Consider the following 18,352-nt stretch of genomic DNA (forward strand, 5'->3'; position numbering starts at 1 on the left):
GTCTTATAAACATTTTTTAACTTTTTCCAACCCCTCTTCAAACCCGGCAAAATCCTTCCATGCCATTATAAAACATGTACCAGGATACCTCTCCTTGAAATCTTTAAAATGAATATCCCTGTCATCAATGTAAACTATCTTGAAATCCTTGCAACCATGTCTAGATGCGAAGAATGCTAAGGCTTTCTCAGCCATTAAATCCTTTCTGGGATGAAACTCTATTGCATGATAATGAAACAAATCTCGAAGTCCCAGCTCCTGCAAAGCCTGGAGAGCTATGTCCGGGTCGTTCCAACTCAACGTGGACAGCAAGACCCCTTCCTCCCTGAGAATGCTGAGTATTCTGAGCATGTCTTCTCTAACTCTAAGAATTGAGCCGTGGGAATCCGTGATAACGCCTTCACCTATCTTCCTGAACGGAGGCTTCATTTGTGAAACATCTTCATGGTCCCACAGGGTTCCGTCGAGATCAACAAATACGATCCTGCAGGTCTCAGAGTCTCCCACTTAAACCTCACACACCCTGTTTCTTTCTAAATCTTAGCTTAACAATTACTTCCTTCTCCTCCAGCTTTTCAACCTCGTAACCTTTTTTACCAGCCACTAGTTTCGCGAAATCAAAAGGTACCACGTCGGCTCGCACTATCACTGTGAAATCTTCAACGCCTTCGTTCAATAAGCTGAGAATCCTCGACACTGGGTTATCGCTACAGCTAGCGGACTTTGTTAAATCTATTTCCATTCCACCACCTAAGGTGTTTTATCAAGGTTTCCTGTATTATTATTTTCGTTAGGTTTAATAACTTTGTTATTGATACTTATTAAAGGGTTATGAATGGAGAAGATTAAAATACCTAAGGTAGAAGTAAAAGCCTCCTATGATTCTGGAAGCCCTAACGTATTGTTGAAGGCTAGAAACATACTGCGTGAGGCAAGCGAGTTGCCTGAGTTCGGCGGAGCGGGAAACGATTTCACCCCGTTAGAGTACATGCTGGCTTCACTCGCCTCTTGCGAAGCATTCATGTTCGGAATGTTTGCGAAAATGTTGATGAAAAAGCTACCCAAGATCGAGATAGATGTTGAGGCAGAATTCAGTGTAGGCGAAGGTCTTAAAACTCTCAGGATAAAGTACCTTGTTACAGGGATTGAAGAGGGGATTACCCATGCAATTATCAACCAGGTTAAGGCAACCTGCCCGATTTACAACACCTTGAATAAAGCATGTGGAAACATATATGAGGAAGTAGTCGTGAAGCCTGATGAATAAAGTTTATATGAGCATGTAAAAAACGATCTAAGTGGGGGCGAGTTGACTAGTAAGATAAATACTGGCTTAATCCCCGCAGCAGTATACGCTACCAAAACGCGTAGAGCCCTTTACGCTTTACTTCAACCACTTGTAAAGAAAGATAGGGAATGGGGTAGGATCATCAACGATGAAATAGGGAAGCTGAACAGGGCGCTCTACCACCTTTTCACGGTGGATTTGAAGATCGATAAAACCGATGTTATCAGGCTTAGAATAGAGTTCGACGTCGATGAGGAAGGGCGCAGGATTTTGTGGAAATGGGAGACCTTGGATATAGAGGTTTACAAGCAGCTTCCCAAGGAAGAGGTTAAGAAGCATATTGAACACTTAATCACCATGATATCTGAAATAGTTGCTAAGCCCATCAACTACGTGGTTGAAAAGATTGCCACAACCATGGATGGTGATGACGTTTATCTTGTTAAGCTGGATCACGAGGAGGTTGGAGCTGCACTAGTCCTGGGAGTTGATGAGAACACTATTGTGTTGAAAAAAGCTGGTGTGCTCCAACCCAATCCGTTGATTTATGAAAAGACGAAGATAACTTTGGACGGTAAAACGGTTGAACAGGCTCTTCAAGATGAGCTCTCAGCTGTCACGAAGAAAGGGATACATGTAGAGTATTCTGAAGCATTGAAGATAATTAATATGATTCGGGAGAAGGCTTTGCTGAAGCATATTGAGAAGCCTGAGGGAGTAGAGGAGTAGCTTATTTCACAGGTTTTTTAAATTTTCAAACCTTCTTGTTTAAATACTGTTCAATTAGTATTATAAGATAAGGTGGGAACATGCCTTGTAAGAAGAAGACTTCAGGAGAGGAGAAGAAGAAGGAAGGAGAGAAGAAGCAGTAGGTTCTCACTTATTGCTCACCAGGCATGATTCAACATCTTTTTTACTGGGAAGCTCCGCCCTAGCTCCCTCCAGCAATTCAATATACTTGTTTACATCAATCATTGACTGCTCCATCCTTCTCAGAAAACGCAGTTTTCCCGAAACATACACCACCCTGTAAGGAGGTTCTCCTTCGAAAACATAGCTCGGCGGCCTCACGTAGCCTCCTCCCCTGGCGCTACGCGATATCACCAGGTCGAGAGTGTTGAAAACGCCCTTCCTGAGTTTTTCAACGTAGGAGTCTATGATCGCGTGTGCTCTTGCAAGCAGTGGAACCATTTCAGCCGGCTTCACAGCTTTCGACAACTCCTGTAAAGCCTCATACTGGGCTTCTTTAACAAGGATTGGCGTGTCCCTCCTAACCATCATTATACCCTTGGCTTTCAACCCTCCGCTGGACAGTAATCCATAATACCTGTTAGCAACACCTCTCAAACCCTTTACATCCCATGGTATGTAGAGCCAGATGTAGTAAGCCTCAACCTTAGCCTTGAAGCCTGTTGCATCCTCGATCAAGTCCTTAACCATAATGCACTCGTCAGGGGATGCAACTCCTTGGATGAACACGCTGTCAACTATTGCATGGATAACTCTGTAACCTTTTCTCTCCGCAACCAGCCTGGCACGTTTCATCAACTCCCTGCTCGTGCTCGTGACTAATTCATGCGCCATCACCGAGCCGAACAAGCTGTTCCTGTAGCCCAAGTACCCGAAGCTGGCGACAAGTATCCATTTCACAGCACTCTTCCTATGCTCGTAAAGCTCCTCACCGGTCTTCTTCCAAAGCTCATCGTAAAGCTCCTTTAACTCTATCAGTCTCCGAATACTCCCGGGGACAATTCCCTCCTCATCCATGCATACGGTGTGGGGTGACCAGTGGAAGCTGGCTCTGCTTGAGCAGGAGGGCTTGTCAACAGTCTCGCCTGAAATATTATACTTGACTATTATGCTTGGGTATAGGCTTTTGAAATCTACTTGGCAAACCCCCCAGTAAAGCCCCGGCTTAGGCTGGTAGACCACTCCTCCCCTGTCGTAAACCAGTAGCTCCCTAATGGTTCTCCAAGGCTCTCTCCTCCCGTATGTTTTATCCACTAGAAGCTTCCTATCCCTTGCAAGCAACGCTTCCAGCGTGGTAAGGATCTTGCCTATGCTGATACTGCCCATCATGCTTAATGGCGTGTAGCTCAGCCTGCTCCATTCGAAGTATTCTGATGGGTGGAAGCCTCCCCCGGTAATCCATCTACACACTTTACGGGCTAGACGGGGCTCTACCTCTAGAAGCCGCGTGTAGATGAACTCGTCTGTGAACGCTAGGAGGAACTTGTTGGAAGCTATGAAGTCTGCAACATCCTCCAACCTCCAGAAGCGGTTCCCGCCGCCCGGGGTTTCAGCTACGAAATATCCGTGCTCTACACGTAGCACCACATAGTCTACCACGGGATCTTTGTCAGCAGGATTCCACTCGACCGTGGCTAGACCTTTGTTTCCACCAGTGTTCACTCTTGTTAGAGGGCGCATTCCAGCCCTGTACAGGGCCTCGACCAGCGGGTGAGGGTAGTTGTTCACCGGTTTCAAACCCTTGTTAACGCCCTGGTTCAACAGCTTCCTCAACAGCCTGTAGCTCTTAGTCTTAAACACTACGACATCCACCGTGTCAACATAGTAGGGCGGGATCCTAAACTTCTCAACCCAGGTTGAGACAACCCCGTCTAAATTACTGATCTCTTCCGCCAGCATGACCGGGTTTTCGGAAACTATGTATCCGTGGAAGACCAGTTCTGTCTCATGCTCTCTTACAGTATGGTTTTCCTCATCGTAAAGGGATAGAACGACCTTGTCCTCCCTTATCGAAGCATCCAGAAGCCACATTCTGCTCAATAAGCAACCCTGAATTTTAAGCCCTGGCTTCTAGCAGGGAGTTGGGCGAAAGTTTCCCGAAACCCTAGCGACTCTCGCACTCCTTATTCATCTTTCTTATCAAGTGGATGAATAAGACTTCGAGCGGGTCTGCGACACCGGTGTGCATGCAGAGAGAGATTGTAGATTCTAAATCCTCGAGGAAGCGCAGGACCCCTTCTTTCTCATCCATCGGAAGCATCTCGGAAACCTTCCTCAACCTCTCAACATACTCGCTCACGCTAATCCAGAGAGACGGAGTGCTACGGCCCATTAAACCCCTTTTTAGAAATCCCTTAGCTGAATGTTTAAATAACTGGGCCCGTGGAAAGCCTGCGGAATAGTTTCGGCAACCCCTCTCGTGTTTATGCATCACATACTTCTTGGATGATGAAATGAGAGTAACAGGCTTTAAGCCATTGGACGAATTGGTTAGCCCTGTTGAAAAACACTGGAGCATCGAGTTCTACGGCGATCCCTCAATCCTCTTCCCACTGATCCACTACACTATTGCTTCGCGAAGCTCTTCGAGCAGGGTCTACCTGGTCCACAACGTGGAGTTCGGAGGGCTCCACACCCCTCTCCTCGTGAGGCTGTGCAGAATATTCGAGTGCAGGATGGACAATATAATGGTTTCCAGATCCTTCAGGTTGAACGATACTGTGAAAATCCTGGAAGACCTTGCCGCTGAAAAAGACTCCGTGGTAGTCCTAGTGTTCCCTTACAACTACCTGCCCAGCGATCCCTCGAAATACAGTGAAGCAACCAGGATAACGGGGCTTTTATCGAGAATATCCGTGTTCAACCAAGTAGTAATCTTCAACACTGTTTCAAGATACGGGTATTTCATGCCGGAAGGCGGTAGCATGCACCACCATGCTGTTAAGATCATCGTGAGGGTTATGAGAAGAAACGGCAGGGTTGTGTCGCAAATCGTTAAACACCCTGTTAAAAACGAGGGAGTAAGGGTTTTTTCGGAGAGACTTCTTGAAGCAGGGGTAGTGGCAAGGGGTTCTAGAAGCCTTCTAGCCTGGATTAGGAGCTGACTATTCCCCGGTCCTCACCCAACACTAGTCATGGTTTTAAACTAAGCCGTCATTATTATAATTAGCTTAGTGATTGCTGTGAAAACCCATGACGTAGAGATGACGTTAAAGTGGGGTCAGAACTACTAGACAATGTTGTCGAGGTCGTAGCGGGTCTATGGTTGGTTTACGTCTCCATAACAGTGGCTGGAGGTGTTGCATACTTCTTATACAAGCCTCGGAAAAGCTTGTTTAAGTCAACTAATTATGAAATAGTAGTTGTCTCGAAAGCTGATGAAAAGGTTAAGAACAGCCTTCTCGAAGTAGTAAGGTACCACTTGAAGAAGTTTGGAAAACTCACAGTAGTCATAGATGAAGGAGCGCCTTTAACCAATACTTTGAAATCAATCAGGTCGCTGAACCTGGTTATCGTCCCAGCCTCCTACCGGAGAGACCTTGTGGGGAAGGGGCGCGCCCTAAGCTATTTCATCGAGAACCAGGTGGACGATGAGAAGTGGTACGTGTTCATAGATGATGACAATCTAATCCTTGACGAATCCTTCCTTTACGAAATACCTTACTACGAGGAAAAGGGTTTCGCAGCAGGAAACGGCATATTACTCCCTAGGCCTGGGAGAAGCAAAATAGCCTACGTTATGGACTGGATAAGGTATGTTGATGATTTAACACTCTACAGGTTTTTCACCGGGCTGGTTTCACGCCCCCTGCTAGGGTTGCACGGGGAGCTGTTAATAGTTAAGGGAAGGGTTCTCAGGGAAGTAGGCTTCACGTTCAAATCGATAACAGAGGATTTCAGGTTTGCCACGGAGCTGATTAAGAAGGGATATAAAACATGGCAGTCGGGTACAAGAGTCTCTATTAAAAGCCCGAACAGCCTGAGAGACCTGGTGAAACAGCGTGGACGATGGTTCAAGGGGATGCTGTCAGATATTAAATACAGCCCTGTTCCCATGAAGCTTATAGTGGGCTTCCGCTCGGTGATATGGAGTTTCAACTTTGTCTCAACCCTTCTAATAGGGCCCTTGCTAGCTTACATGGGCCTGATATGGGTGCTGATACCTGGGAGTCTCTACTACTTAACATCCTACACCTATGGAGTATACAGGTCTGGAAAACCCTACATGCTCCTCCTTGTCCCCTTCTTCGGCTTCATAGAGGCTTCCTCAAGGGTTTATGGATTAATCAATGTGAACGATTTCGTGGTTATTGATAAAAACTGATAAAACAATCTTAAAACTCAGGGTGGATTCTGAAATGGTGACACCTTTGAAAAAGTTTAAACTCAAATATGCTGACACCACCCTGTTCTTTGGCGAGAAATCTATTGGAAACCTGGAGACCTGGGTTCACGGTAAACAAGTAGTGGGATTAGTAATGAGCAGGACGGCTGCGAAAAACTCGGGTGCCCTGCAAGAAGTGCTTGAAATACTGTCGAGACATAGCATTGTCCACGTTCCATACAGCGATGTAACACCAAATCCCTACGCATCACAAGCCGTATCCTGCGCAGAACTGTTTAGGAAGGAAAGGGTTGACTCTATCATAGCAATAGGCGGAGGGAGCGTGATAGATGTTGCGAAAACTGTTTCCATACTGGTGAAGAGTAATTTGTCACCTACCGAGCTTGTAAAAGGCGTCAAGCCCGAAAACACCCTGCCGCTGGCGGCTGTTAATTTAACGCATGGAACAGGTAGCGAAATAGACCGGTACGCAGTACTCACCTTCGAGGAAACAGGGGAGAAAAGAGGTTTCACAGCCAGATATCCTGAGGTATCGATAGATGATCCCAGGTTTACATTAACTCTTCCAAGAGATCAAACATTGTTCACATCTCTCGACGCCTTCTACCACGCATACGAGTCCGCAACCTCATTGTACACGAACATGTTTGTGCAGACTCTTTCAAGCGAGGCCGCCGGGATTATTGTTAAAACCTTACCAGAGGCTCTTTCAAACATGAAGTCGCTCGAGCTAAGGTCTAGGCTACTTTACGCGTCGATGATTGCAGGAATAAGTATTGACATAGCGTTAACGCATCTAAACCACGCGTTAGAGCATACCTTCTCCGGCTTAAACCCTAGACTTCCACACGGGGAGGGCCTCGCCATTCTCGGTCCAAGAATCATATACCATGTCCATAAAGCAGTCCCCGAGGACTCCGCGATTATATTGAAACATATAGATCCCTCTATAAGACCCTTGTCTGGAGATGCTGAGAAAGCCTATGTAGCGGTCAGGGAGTTTCAGAACAGGCTTGGCTTGAAGAGGAAGCTGAGCGACTACGGCTTCGGGCTAGATGACATACCCGGCATCGTAGCTTACACTCTGAGAATAATCAGAGAAAGGTATAAAACAACGCCGGTAAATGTGAGCGAGGATGTCCTCAAGGATATTATTCTGGACGCCCTATAGGTTCATGATAGGATTTTCCACATGTAAGGACTCTCCGGAGGTCTGAAATACCCTAGCCTCCTGTAGTACTCTCTAGCTCCTATCCCGCTTATGACAAGAATCTTCCTAGCCCCATACTCCTCCGAGGCAATTCTCTCCGCTTCACTCATCAGCTTCCTGCCCCATCCAACATGCTGCCACCAGTAACCCCTGTCCCCGACAGGGGTTTCAGGACCATACACGTGAAGCTCCCTTATTATCGCGGTATTGTGATCTACCTCCCATCTATGGGCTTTCTCGCTAGGGATCCGCATTCTGAGGAAACCGATAATTATGTTCAGCTCAGGGTCTTCCACGCTTAAGAATTCCTCAATCCCTCCTCCCGCTTCATAAGTAAGCCTTTTAATCCTGGTTCGCGAGGGATCAGGAGTCAACCCGTGCTTGTAACATCTAAGCCCTACCTCCCGAAACCTTATCTCCTTTATCAACACGCCCTTCTCGACGGCTCTACTCTCCACTAATTCTCTGAGATTAGCTTTCTTAGTCCCGTCTGCGACCTCGTCAGCTGGAATATCTCTTCTAATCCTCATCACCCTAACATACTCGGGAATATACCTGTACGCCTCGCTGACAAGCTCTACGACTTCATCATCATGATAGGGTTTGTATAGGCCCTGCCTCCACCATTCGTAGAGTCTCGTGCCCTCGATTACTTCGGTAGGATATATTTTGAGCATGTCCGGGCGGAAATCAGGGTTTTCAAACAAGGTTTTAATCATCTCTAAATCCCTATCGAAATCGCTGCCGGGGAGGCCGAGCATCACGTGATAGCATATTTTGAAACCAGCATCCCTCAATATTCTTGTGGATTCAACACTATCTTTGACGCTGTGTCCCCGGTTGATTCTTTGAAGAACATCATCATATATGCTTTGAACACCTAGCTCAACCTTGGTGGCCCCGTAGGAGAGCATTTCATCAGCGTGCTCCTCCCTACCGTAATCCGGCCTTGTCTCAATAGTTAAGCCTACAACTCTCAATGGTGCAGTCTCGTTTCTGAGCAGCGCATTCTCCAGTTCAATCCTCCAGGGTGGAATCCTCACCGGATACCTGTTGAAAGCCTCGTACACGCTAGTTATAAACCATTTCTTATAAGTATCGGGAAGAGCGAGGAAAGTGCCCCCCATGATGATGACTTCTATTTTACTGGGATTATGACCCAATGCCTCATACTGCTTCAGCCTCTCAAAAACCTGGTGAAAAGGGTGGAACCTGTTCCTGCGAGCTCTTCTCACAGCGGGCTCGTTGCCGAAATAGCTTTTCGGGGCATCATATTCTATTCCGCCTGGACAATAGTAGCACCTTCCAGGGCATGGGAGAGGGTGTGTCATAACAGCTACTACGGTTATACCGCTCAGCATTCTCGAAGGCTTCCTCACCTTCCTCAATACTTCCGCATCCATCTCCAATTCCCGTTTCCAGGTAGGGATTTCCCTCAAGCATTTTAATATTTCTAACTCATTTATCAACAAGGGTATTAACCCGATGAAAATACTAAGGGATTTAATAGAGGTTGACACGGCTGTAGAAGCTTTTGCGAGAGCTCTTTCAAAGATAAGCCTGCGAACAGAGTCTTTAAGGATAGGTGAAGCATTGGGGAGAGTTGTAGCTTCTGAGGTGAAGGCTGAATTCGACTTCCCTGACCAGGATAGAAGCGCTGTAGACGGGTACGCGGTAGTGGCTGAGGACACATACTACGCCTCTCAGTACAGCCCTGTTGAATTGAGGCTTGTTCATGATAGACGGGGAGATTTGTGTATTGGGAAAGGAGAAGCGTTTGAAGTATTCACGGGGAACCCTATCCCCTGTGGTGCTGACTCAGTGGTTATGAAGGAGGATACTGTGAGAGAGAAGGATAAGATACTGGTTTTAAAGCCGGTGCCTGTTGGAGGAAACATTTCGAGAAAAGGAGAGGATTACGCTAAAGGCTCTATATTAGTTCCCAAGGGAACAGTGCTCAACCCCTTCCACATCGCTATCATGGCTAGTAATGGTTTGAAAACGGTGGAAGTCTTCGAGGAGTTGAGAATAGGTGTTATATCTACAGGGAATGAAATCGTCAGCCCAGGTCTAGCCAGGAAGCAGGGTGAATACTATGATTCGACAGGTGTCTTGATCAACCAGTTACTGATCCAAGATGGATTCTACAAGGTAACCTACTATGGAGTCTTCCCAGATGACGTGAAGGCTTTAACGGAGGCTTTAGAGGAGGCTGTACTTGAGAATGATATTGTTCTAACGCTGGGGGGTACAGGGGTTAGTGAGAGCGATGTAGTGGTCGAGGTTGCTGAGAAAAAAGGTGGGCTCGTTTTCAGAGGGGTTAAAATGAGGCCGGGGAGGCCTACGAGCAGTTCCATGATCAATGGAAAGCCAGTACTGCATCTTTCAGGGTATCCGGTTGCAGCGTGGACTGGTTACGAGGTCATATTTCGTAGAGCGGTTGCGAAGGCTTTTAACCTGTTAAACTATAATAGGCGTGTAGCTTTCGCAAAGCTGGCGAGAAGGCTTCCAAACCAGGTTGGTTATCAAACGTATATCCGGGTCCAGTTGAAAATGGGAGAGGATGGGTTAATAGCTGAGCCTTACATGCTAAGAGGTAGCGGAGTTTTATCCTCGCTTGTCTTTTCACAAGGGTATGTGGAAATACCGTCGAACATTGAGGGTTACGAGAAAGGGGAGATTGTTAAAGTGTTTCTCTTCTAGCCCTGGCTCGGAAAGCGTAGTAGATTTTCTTGTAAGCCTTTGCAAGATAATCGACAAACCGGCCCACGAATCTAATTCTGGAAAACATTTTCTCAATAAAGGCTATATCGACCTCGTCAAGCCCGCCTATAACAGCCATGAGAACCACGTATGTTTGGAGAGTGATCACGAATGCGAGAAGCAATAATGCTGTTCTCAGCAGAAACAACCCTATTGGGTTGAGCAGTGTATGAGTTGGAACAAACCCTGATATCGCTGAAGTAATAGTATATGATATGAGGCAGGAAATAATGGTGGAGAAGAGGGTTTTCAGTGTTTTCAACGCCTCAATGCGAGTCTTATACTTTGCTATCCCATAGGCAAGGTAAAGAATGTGTGAGAAAACTTGGTATAATCCAACAGTTAACGCAATGCCTGCTGTGCTGATTAAGGATGAAGATATTTCGAGGAAAACAACCCCGAACACAAAAGTGGCTAATCCGTTCAACATGATGATCTTCTTATCATTCATAACCTGGAAGAAGGCGGAGTATACCACACCTATGTGGAAGGTTAAGAGCGCCACCCCCATTAAGGTAAAGTAGCCCGGGGCTAAACCATATCTGACCCCATAGACCACGCTGATCACGTCGTCCGAGAAGAAAAGTGCGAACACGGACAGCGGGAGCAGGGTAGCATTCAGTATGCTTGTTAATCTCTCCACTGATCTCACCGCATTGTTTCCATTGGCTAACTGATGGGATAGATAAGGTAGGAGCGGGGTTGCAAGCGAACCATATATTGATAAAACAGCCCCTATGAATGCTGATGCAGCGTTGAAGTTTCCAAACATGGAGTTACCCAGCTCTCCTAAGGGGGCTGTAGTGTAGGCTAATCTGATAGATACCAGCCTGCCAAGAATTCCGGTTAGAAAACCTGGAATAAACATGCTTAGGGCGAATTTTGCATACTCGATTTTATCCAAGGAACACTCATCAGGCCCTTTAATGTATGGTTTGACAAAGAACACCCCGATGAGTGCTACCACGATGTAGCTTACAACGTATGAGGCCACCGCTCCTTCTAACAAATAGCCAGCTGAAATCAGTAAAACAGCTGATACGATTCTAACTAACCCCTGCAATACTTGAAGGAGAGCCCTCTTCTCCGCATCCTCAACAGCAGCTAGAATAGATATCGACATCCCGAACAGTGCGGAGGCGATAGGTGTGATACTAGTTAGCATTACAAACCTAGATAACTCGCTTCTCTGTGTCAAGATAATGCTTAACTCGCCTGGAAAAACCAGTAAGGACAGCGATAATCCAAGATTGAGTGTGAAAAGAACCTTGGAAGTGAAGAGGAATGCTTTTTTAACGGTACAGTAATCTTTCCTTGAATGACTTATCGAGGAATATCTGAATAAGGCAGCGTTGAAGCCTAGGTCGGAGAACATTAGGAGAAAGGTCAAGGGAACCAGGGAGAGATTGTACAATCCGTAAAGCTCTGGCCCCAGGATTCTTGAAATATACATCATTGTGAAAACTTGAATTATGATTTGAAGCAGGGTTGCAAACCCGTAAATCATGGCTTGAAAAGACACGTGTCCTAGTTGCTCTTCGTTCATTACTCAAACCCTATGAACAAGGCTGGATTGAGCTGATTAATTAATAATGACAGGTTAAGGTATTAAAATAAGGAGGCTAGATTCATAGATGACTACTCTCAGAGAGCTGGGCGAGAGAAACGTTATTGATGAGATTGTTAAAACAGTAGGGACGCGCGTGTTCAAAGGTGAAGTATTATCCTACCCTGACGATGCCAAGGACCTGCTTCCAAAAGCCCCCAGAATCATAGTCAATATTGATGGATACGGGATTGAGAAACTTAGGCTTCCCTGGCGGGATTCAAGCGACATAGGATGGTGTGCTATAACAGGATCCGTTAGCGATATATTAGTTAAAGGAGGAGTGCCGGATGCTGTTCTAATAGCTCTTGGACTGCCTCCAGATTATCCCGTGCAAGAGTTGAAGATGCTGGCTGAAGGATTAAGAGATGCTGTAAACTACTACGGGGTTCGACTCCTCGGCGGGGATACTAACAGTTCTAGCGAGCCTTGGATAGCTGTTGCCACAATCGGTTTCACACCGGCTAAGAAACCTCCTTCTCGAAAAGGGCTGAGAAAGGATGACTACATTGTTGTGACAGGGGTTTACGGTGCAATGGGGTTTGCAGCCATAAAAGGTCTCGAGGAGGCGCAAAGACGTAAATGGGTGGTTGAGAAAACCAAGAGGCCGGTGGCAAACAAGGAGCTAGGTGTGGTTATATCATCAAACTACCGTTGGATCACGGCTTCGATGGATGTTAGCGACGGGTTAGGCTATACTCTGCTCACTCTTTCATCGGAGAGCAATGCAAGGATCCTGCTTCACCAGCCACCATTGTATGAGCCAAGCCTAATGGATGAGTGCCAGGGCGATATGGAATGCATCGTTAAGATCGCAATGAGCGGTGGGGAGGAGTACGGAGCCGTTATCGGGGTCAGGCCTGAAGGGTTGAGCAATGTCTTGAGAGATCTAGAATACTATCAAATACCATACAGGCTGGTAGGAAGAGTAGTAGAGGGGGAGCCAGGAGTTTTCTATGAGGACAAGCCTCTTACGTTCGCATCATGGGATCAATTTAAAGGATGGAGCAATGGGGTCTAAATGTTTAAATGGATTATCCAGGACAAGCTTGCCCAAGCACCTATGCCAAGCCTGAGTGAGCTAGCTTATATCAGGAGGGTTTTCGACGCAGTCATCGTTTTAACAATGCCGCATGAACAACCGCTCAGCGAGAGATATGTTGACATGTTAGAGAGCCACGGCTTCCAAGTTCTCCATGTTCCCACACCTGATTACCATCCCTTAGAACTCTTCGACTTGCTGAGGACCAGCATCTTCATTGATGAGAACCTGAGAGAGTCTCGCAGAGTACTCGTCCACTGTATGGGAGGAATTGGGCGGAGCGGGCTTGTTACGACTGCATACTTAATCTACAAGGGATATGATTTATACAGCGCGTTAAAACATGTAAGAACAACAGTGCCTGGTGCTGTCGAAAACAAGGGTCAAGCATTAATGCTTGAAAACTACTATAACCTCGTAAACAGTTTCGGGCAAGAGTTGCTGAGAAATTATGGTAAAATTATTTTCGCCCTTAATGATCCGCAAGCCGTTCTCCACGCCTCTAAGACCACCCAGTTCACGATCGAACTACTTAACAATCTATCTATGGAGAACACGTTGTCGAGGGGTTTGCTGACCCAGTCCCTGCTACACTTCCATGACCAGAAAATTCAATCAAAGCTGAAAGAACTATTCAAGGATTTGGAATTCTCCTCCTCAGCAGAGAGACTTCTATCATTCACCCATACGCTAGATATCTTCCAGGATGGCAGGGTTGTCTTAACGATTTACGATTCATCACAGAGCAAGGTTGATTTAACAGTCCTGTGTAAGTGGGATTGCGAGAAAATAGTGGAGATTTCGGCGACCAAGAAAAACATTATCGAGGAAATCATGGGTAAAGAGGTTTACATATCCTGGGCTAACTACCTAGACTACGTCTAAGCTCTGCCACTCCTTAAAAAACAATGCCACCTGCTATATTGGTAATAGGGGGTTGAGACTGCTAACACCTGCGATGCTGATATCCCTGCTAAACCTGCTTGACCTGCTAATAAATATCGTAGCAGTGAGAATTATAGGAATGAGTATTATTGAATTAAGCCTGCTGAATTTCGCGTGGACAATCGTGTTCGTCTTCTTTGTTAAAATCGCTAACAGGCTTGGAGATCAAGGAATTGCCAGGTTACAGATTATTCTTGGACTCATAGGTGTTTTGGGCTCAGAGATTTCTTTAATGATTGTGGTAGAAAACAGGGAGTACTGGCTAATTTACGCTTCCTACATGGTCCACGCCATAGCTTACTCTTTTACCCGAATAGGGGTAAACGCGTATGTTCTCGAAAACTTCCAGAGCAGTGAATGGAGTTCCATTTTCAAGAAGATTTCTCGGAATACTCTTTTATTCGACGCAGTCTTATTAATCTCCATCTCGCGAATTACTATTGGATTATTCCTCCATGGTTTTGAATTCTTTATCGGAATCACCCTGTTAATTTACTTCCTCGGTGTTTTGAAATTGAAGGAACCTGTTTTCAAGATAGAGCGAATTCTTAACAGGATAGAGAGAAACATTTCAACAGTGATCACCAGCGTGCACGGATACTTGAATCTTACGTCTTTCGAAAACTTCAACGGATCCTTCATACCATATTACAGAATGCTCCAGCCCGCTGCAATATCAATAAGGCTTATAGTGATCGGGTTGCTGGGTTTTAAAATAGGTAACGAGTTCTTGTTCACCCCGCTCCCCTACCATTTCATTAAGACATTAAGGTTTGACTTAAACCAGGTGTTTCAAATCTACGGTATCGGGAAAATCGTTGCTTTCATCCTATACACACTGTTCCAGGGAGCGATAACTAGGAAAATCGTTTTCCTCGCATCCATTCCGTTAAGACTCTTAACCGTTTACGTTATCTTAGTCTCCGGATTGGATGAATCAGCCATAGCAGTCAGCCTAGGATTCCTCTACCTTGCCAACAGCATTATTGATAGCAACCTGTATCTTCAGTACGTTGAATCCACGGGAGGGTATGGGACCGGTACTTACTCTCTCCTAAGCGAGGCGTCAAGCCTTATCGGGGTTTTAACATCCGGGTTTGTATACTCTGTTTACGGTTTAACAGCACTGTTAACACTTGTAGCTTTGCTTTCAACACCGAAAATTGTTTTAGCTTTAAGGAAAAAAGATTATGAATTATATTGAAAAACTACTTCTCAGCTCTCTTTCTAATCACGATTTTCTGACCAATTATCATAGTGCTTGGCACTAGGACTGTTAAACCATCCTTTCTCTCAACTACAGTGAACAATGTTGAAATATCCTTAACAGTGACCTCGCTTTCACCTGCAACATCGACAACATCGTTTATTTTGAAAGGCCTAGCCAGCAATATGAACAATCCCGCTATCGCCTGCCCTAGAACTTGCTGTGTAGCGAAGCCGACGACTAACCCTATGAAGCCTCCTAATGCCACGCCAGCCGCGCCTCCCGCAACGCCGCCGGCTATCCCTGCTACTAACGCGCCGAGACCGAGAATCCTGATCAAGCTTCTCACAGCCGCACCGGTTGAAGCACCATACTTAGGAGTCATCATAGCGTAGAACATTGACGCGACAGCATTCACTATCAGCCAGCCGAGAATGAACAGGACTATTATGTAAACATATACTGAGTACTCCTTTAATGTGAGGAATCCCTCGTAGTTCAATGTTTCAGCAAGGATTTCAACACCGCTGGTGAAAACCCATTGGACTATTGCCAGTATGATTATCGTTATCACAGCGTAGAGGATTACTCTTCCCAAAGCTTTCCCAACGCTATCTGTTTGACTCATTACCAACACCTCTTAAGTATATATAGTTAATCATTCGGTTATAAAATTTTCAAAAATTACCAATTAAATGGTCAGAGCCCGCTTATCCATTATTTTATTCATCGCCTAAAACTCTTTTCCCGGGTTCCTCTTCATCCCACAAATAATAACGTTTGAAGCCGTTTAAATCAGTTACCTGTGAAACACTCGGTTTCTCAGAAACTTTAGCGGGAGAAGGTGAAACCTTGCAAAACCGTTAGCCATGCATTTCAAGAAGTACGCTACCGCGTGGCGGACCCCATACTTTTTTGCCAACCCTCCTAGCTTAAGCCAGTCTATGGAGCCGGCTAAATACGTGAACAATAGGGTAATGTAGAGGTAAATGATTATGAATACCCACAAGGGAACGTTAAGGGATTCTGAGAAAATAAACGAAAGCCCTTTACCGTACAACGCTGCTAGGGAGGTTACAATTATCTTTCCCGTGAGCAGTGCCACAGTGTATTTCACGATGTTATACTTCGCGTATCCCAGAGGGAGGATGATAACGTCGTCAGGCAGGGGGAGGGCTGTGAACAATAGTAATGTGATGAATAAGGCATTACTGTGCTCAGAAGCCAGGATATTGAGGTTTCTTTTAATCCTAGATTCCTCTCCAAGCCTTGAAAAACCCCTACCTATGAAGTAAACCACAATCTTCCCCATCGATGCGCCCAGCGAGGATAGAATTATCAGTAAGATGTACTCAAACATATTGCCTTGATATAGGGCGAAAACCGGTATCAGCCAAAACAAGTATGGAATCGTAGAGTAAGGTATAGCGTTAGAGATGAAGCTTATTAGGAAAATCCCGAAGAACCCAAATCCTTTTAAAAATTCAAGATCAAGCATTCAACAATTCACCGTTCATGAGAATCATAATTATCCTTTACGAGAGTGTTAGTTTATAAATTACTCTTAAAATCTAGCTAAGAATTTTCTAAGGTATGGATATTCATTAATTACGTACTTAACCCTTGAAGACTCCTCTGAAGATAGAATTCCCAGCTCGAACCTATACATACATGCTTTACAAATCGGGTGTGAGGAAGGATCCCCGCAGATCTTGCATGTCTCAAAGGATTTCAAGACGTTTTTCTGAGCGTTTTCGATTAAACCTGACACTTTCTCGAGGCTTCTGAGAAGCCCGTACTTAGTGCCTGGATATTTTTCCTCTAGGTCGTTGAGGATTTTCCTAATGGTAAATCTTATGTTGTATTCAGCGTACGGGCACTGCTGGTAATCCGGGCGAACAAGCCCGTTAACCAGCGCATAAATAGCGGACTCCTTCTCCAAGACCTCGTAGAAAGGCTTTATCCTTGGCACAAACCCTTCGTGCCCTCCTCTCTCAGCGACGGGCTTAAGCCTTGCTATCTTATCCCAGCTGTTGTTTATAATATTCATTAGGTAAGTTTGCACAATATCGTCTAGATTGTGAGCAGTAGCCAGTACCGTTCCTCCAACATCTCTCGCAGCCCTGTTTAACACATACCTTCTGAAAACCCCGCAGTAACTGCATGGGAGATAGGGGAGACCTCTCTCCCTGCCTATTGAAACTATTTCATCCAGGGTGAATCCCAGGTACTCCTTGAAGGAAACAATTCTATACTCCACCATGTTTCTCTCGGCATAAGTTTTGAGTGCGGGAATGGTGTTTTCACGATAACCCCTTATTCCTTCATCAACCAGGACTGCTGTTAACCGCCAGTTCTTGTTCTTTTTTGAAAGTTTATGGAGGAGGTGGAGCAGGCTCATTGAGTCTTTACCGCCGCTTACACCTACAACAATATGTTCTTTCTCACCGAGCATTCCATGCTTTCTAATAGTTCTTCTAACTTTTCTCTCAAAATAAGAAATAAAGTGCAACTTACAGTAGGCTTTGCCGTTGAGATGGTTAACGTAAACTGCTTTCCGCTCGCAAAAACTACATTTTACCATTTCCACACCTATGGGGAAAAGGATTGTGTAAAAAACTAATAACTACTTCCTCCTAACCGATGATGCAACGCCGTAAGCTATTAACCCGTACAAGGCACCACTAATCATTAAAGCCGCGAGTAGGAGAATCATTTCATTCCATGGATAGATGTCTTCGAACAGTATTGCGTCTAAGACTAGAGCAGGTATTGCTGGTAGTGCACCGGAGATACCTGCCTGAAGAATCCCGTACTTCTTGTACCTGAAGATCGCGTAGCCCGCCTCGCCGGCAAGACCCTGCGCTATCCCGTAGTATAAATTATAGATCCCTCCCGGCGTAGGGAAAATCGCCTCCAGCAACGCAGGGAGGAATTCACCTAGGAAGCCTGAGAAAGGCTTCCTTATCAAGCTAGCGGCAAGGGGTACAGGCATAAACCATAATCCATAGGTTAATATTCTCGTCCCGATAGGTCCCAGTAGTGCTTTCACAGCATAGTAGACATCCCACCAAACAGTGAACAGTATTGCAAACACTACTGCTATCACGCCCAAGTACAGGAAGTCGATAACAGTGTACGTTTTCCTCGCCTCCAACGGCTTGGACGCCTTCATAATCCCACCTTTAAATATTCT

General features: G+C 45.5%; 20 protein-coding genes. 9 read left to right on the plus strand and 11 right to left on the minus strand.

The window, feature by feature from the left end; translation table 11 throughout:
- Positions 1-3: 3 nt before the first annotated feature.
- A complete protein-coding gene (locus IMZ38_RS05170) occupies positions 4-507 on the minus strand; it encodes a magnesium-dependent phosphatase-1 (RefSeq protein WP_193435839.1) in 504 nt (167 codons plus the stop codon).
- Positions 508-514: 7 nt separating this feature from the next.
- Positions 515-742 carry a hypothetical protein gene (locus IMZ38_RS05175; RefSeq protein WP_193435840.1) on the minus strand — a complete coding sequence of 76 codons (228 nt, stop codon included), beginning with the start codon at positions 740-742 and terminating at the stop codon, positions 515-517.
- 93 nt (positions 743-835) lie between these two features.
- Here IMZ38_RS05175 and IMZ38_RS05180 point away from each other — a divergent pair, with 93 nt between their 5' ends.
- Together IMZ38_RS05180 and IMZ38_RS05185 are read left to right on the plus strand one after the other, a co-directional pair.
- Positions 836-1,267, plus strand: a complete 432-nt coding sequence (locus IMZ38_RS05180) for an OsmC family protein (protein ID WP_193435841.1) — start codon at positions 836-838, stop codon at positions 1,265-1,267.
- A gap of 42 nt (positions 1,268-1,309) precedes the next feature.
- On the plus strand, positions 1,310-2,017 hold the full coding sequence (locus tag IMZ38_RS05185; RefSeq protein ID WP_193435842.1) for a DUF2258 domain-containing protein: 708 nt from the start codon (positions 1,310-1,312) through the stop codon (positions 2,015-2,017).
- A gap of 25 nt (positions 2,018-2,042) precedes the next feature.
- Here IMZ38_RS05185 and IMZ38_RS07370 read toward each other — a convergent pair whose 3' ends face one another.
- The 3 genes from IMZ38_RS07370 to IMZ38_RS05195 form a co-directional block, all read right to left on the minus strand.
- Positions 2,043-2,168 (minus strand): hypothetical protein, encoded by a 126-nt coding sequence (locus IMZ38_RS07370; protein ID WP_264408960.1) that lies wholly within the window; start codon positions 2,166-2,168, stop codon positions 2,043-2,045.
- The gene (locus IMZ38_RS05190; protein ID WP_227410961.1) at positions 2,165-4,069 is read right to left on the minus strand and encodes a DNA polymerase domain-containing protein; all 1,905 of its coding nucleotides are present in this window, start codon (positions 4,067-4,069) and stop codon (positions 2,165-2,167) included. The genes IMZ38_RS07370 and IMZ38_RS05190 overlap by 4 nt, the downstream gene beginning before the upstream one ends.
- 73 nt (positions 4,070-4,142) lie before the next feature.
- A complete protein-coding gene (locus tag IMZ38_RS05195) occupies positions 4,143-4,370 on the minus strand; it encodes a hypothetical protein (protein ID WP_193435844.1) in 228 nt (75 codons plus the stop codon).
- Positions 4,371-4,479: 109 nt separating this feature from the next.
- On the opposite strand from IMZ38_RS05195, the gene IMZ38_RS05200 reads away from it, so the two are divergent.
- From IMZ38_RS05200 to IMZ38_RS05210, 3 genes are all read left to right on the plus strand, one after another.
- Positions 4,480-5,142: a hypothetical protein gene (locus tag IMZ38_RS05200; protein ID WP_227410831.1), complete on the plus strand. Its 663-nt coding sequence runs from the start codon at positions 4,480-4,482 to the stop codon at positions 5,140-5,142.
- Positions 5,143-5,252: 110 nt separating this feature from the next.
- Positions 5,253-6,362 (plus strand): glycosyltransferase family 2 protein, encoded by a 1,110-nt coding sequence (locus IMZ38_RS05205; RefSeq protein ID WP_193435845.1) that lies wholly within the window; start codon positions 5,253-5,255, stop codon positions 6,360-6,362.
- Positions 6,363-6,399: 37 nt separating this feature from the next.
- Entirely contained in the window at positions 6,400-7,554 is a 1,155-nt protein-coding gene (locus IMZ38_RS05210) for an iron-containing alcohol dehydrogenase (RefSeq protein WP_227410962.1), read from the plus strand.
- Between the two features lie 2 nt (positions 7,555-7,556).
- Here the strand turns inward: IMZ38_RS05210 and IMZ38_RS05215 are convergent, their stop codons facing one another.
- On the minus strand, positions 7,557-8,981 hold the full coding sequence (locus IMZ38_RS05215) for an elongator complex protein 3 (protein WP_193436932.1): 1,425 nt from the start codon (positions 8,979-8,981) through the stop codon (positions 7,557-7,559).
- A 97-nt stretch (positions 8,982-9,078) separates the two neighbouring features.
- On the opposite strand from IMZ38_RS05215, the gene IMZ38_RS05220 reads away from it, so the two are divergent.
- Entirely contained in the window at positions 9,079-10,296 is a 1,218-nt protein-coding gene (locus tag IMZ38_RS05220; RefSeq protein WP_193435846.1) for a molybdopterin molybdotransferase MoeA, read from the plus strand.
- On the opposite strand, the gene IMZ38_RS05225 is transcribed toward IMZ38_RS05220, so the two are convergent.
- Positions 10,277-11,902: an oligosaccharide flippase family protein gene (locus IMZ38_RS05225; RefSeq protein ID WP_193435847.1), complete on the minus strand. Its 1,626-nt coding sequence runs from the start codon at positions 11,900-11,902 to the stop codon at positions 10,277-10,279. The genes IMZ38_RS05220 and IMZ38_RS05225 overlap by 20 nt on opposite strands.
- 88 nt (positions 11,903-11,990) lie before the next feature.
- Between IMZ38_RS05225 and IMZ38_RS05230 the strand changes: the two genes are divergently transcribed.
- From IMZ38_RS05230 to IMZ38_RS05240, 3 genes are read left to right on the plus strand one after another with little or no spacing between them, the layout of a single operon-like run.
- A complete protein-coding gene (locus IMZ38_RS05230; protein WP_193435848.1) occupies positions 11,991-12,983 on the plus strand; it encodes a thiamine-phosphate kinase in 993 nt (330 codons plus the stop codon).
- Entirely contained in the window at positions 12,984-13,889 is a 906-nt protein-coding gene (locus IMZ38_RS05235; RefSeq protein ID WP_193435849.1) for a protein-tyrosine phosphatase family protein, read from the plus strand. It begins immediately after the preceding gene.
- Positions 13,890-13,941: 52 nt separating this feature from the next.
- Positions 13,942-15,153, plus strand: a complete 1,212-nt coding sequence (locus IMZ38_RS05240; protein WP_193435850.1) for a hypothetical protein — start codon at positions 13,942-13,944, stop codon at positions 15,151-15,153.
- A gap of 4 nt (positions 15,154-15,157) precedes the next feature.
- On the opposite strand, the gene IMZ38_RS05245 is transcribed toward IMZ38_RS05240, so the two are convergent.
- The 4 genes from IMZ38_RS05245 to IMZ38_RS05260 form a co-directional block, all read right to left on the minus strand.
- On the minus strand, positions 15,158-15,784 hold the full coding sequence (locus IMZ38_RS05245; RefSeq protein ID WP_193435851.1) for a mechanosensitive ion channel domain-containing protein: 627 nt from the start codon (positions 15,782-15,784) through the stop codon (positions 15,158-15,160).
- Between the two features lie 171 nt (positions 15,785-15,955).
- A complete protein-coding gene (locus IMZ38_RS05250; protein WP_193435852.1) occupies positions 15,956-16,654 on the minus strand; it encodes a VTT domain-containing protein in 699 nt (232 codons plus the stop codon).
- Between the two features lie 66 nt (positions 16,655-16,720).
- A complete protein-coding gene (locus IMZ38_RS05255; RefSeq protein ID WP_193435853.1) occupies positions 16,721-17,740 on the minus strand; it encodes a TIGR00269 family protein in 1,020 nt (339 codons plus the stop codon).
- A 42-nt stretch (positions 17,741-17,782) separates the two neighbouring features.
- The gene (locus IMZ38_RS05260) at positions 17,783-18,331 is read right to left on the minus strand and encodes an ECF transporter S component (RefSeq protein ID WP_193435854.1); all 549 of its coding nucleotides are present in this window, start codon (positions 18,329-18,331) and stop codon (positions 17,783-17,785) included.
- Between the last annotated feature and the right edge of the window lie 21 nt (positions 18,332-18,352).

It is taken from the genome of Thermosphaera aggregans, from assembly GCF_014962245.1.
GTDB lineage: Archaea > Thermoproteota > Thermoprotei_A > Sulfolobales > Desulfurococcaceae > Thermosphaera > Thermosphaera chiliense.

Excerpts from the sequence above, each read along its gene's own strand:
- IMZ38_RS05245 (WP_193435851.1), bottom strand. The coding sequence starts at position 15,784 with ATGAGTCAAACAGATAGCGTTGGGAAAGCTTTGGGAAGAGTAATCCTC.
- IMZ38_RS05195 (WP_193435844.1), bottom strand. The coding sequence starts at position 4,370 with ATGGGCCGTAGCACTCCGTCTCTCTGGATTAGCGTGAGCGAGTATGTT.
- IMZ38_RS05260 (WP_193435854.1), bottom strand. The coding sequence starts at position 18,331 with ATGAAGGCGTCCAAGCCGTTGGAGGCGAGGAAAACGTACACTGTTATC.
- IMZ38_RS05175 (WP_193435840.1), bottom strand. The coding sequence starts at position 742 with ATGGAAATAGATTTAACAAAGTCCGCTAGCTGTAGCGATAACCCAGTG.
- IMZ38_RS05235 (WP_193435849.1), top strand. The coding sequence starts at position 12,984 with ATGTTTAAATGGATTATCCAGGACAAGCTTGCCCAAGCACCTATGCCA.
- IMZ38_RS05230 (WP_193435848.1), top strand. The coding sequence starts at position 11,991 with ATGACTACTCTCAGAGAGCTGGGCGAGAGAAACGTTATTGATGAGATT.
- IMZ38_RS05180 (WP_193435841.1), top strand. The coding sequence starts at position 836 with ATGGAGAAGATTAAAATACCTAAGGTAGAAGTAAAAGCCTCCTATGAT.
- IMZ38_RS05225 (WP_193435847.1), bottom strand. The coding sequence starts at position 11,902 with ATGAACGAAGAGCAACTAGGACACGTGTCTTTTCAAGCCATGATTTAC.
- IMZ38_RS05190 (WP_227410961.1), bottom strand. The coding sequence starts at position 4,069 with ATGTGGCTTCTGGATGCTTCGATAAGGGAGGACAAGGTCGTTCTATCC.
- IMZ38_RS05250 (WP_193435852.1), bottom strand. The coding sequence starts at position 16,654 with ATGCTTGATCTTGAATTTTTAAAAGGATTTGGGTTCTTCGGGATTTTC.
- IMZ38_RS05255 (WP_193435853.1), bottom strand. The coding sequence starts at position 17,740 with ATGGTAAAATGTAGTTTTTGCGAGCGGAAAGCAGTTTACGTTAACCAT.
- IMZ38_RS05220 (WP_193435846.1), top strand. The coding sequence starts at position 9,079 with ATGAAAATACTAAGGGATTTAATAGAGGTTGACACGGCTGTAGAAGCT.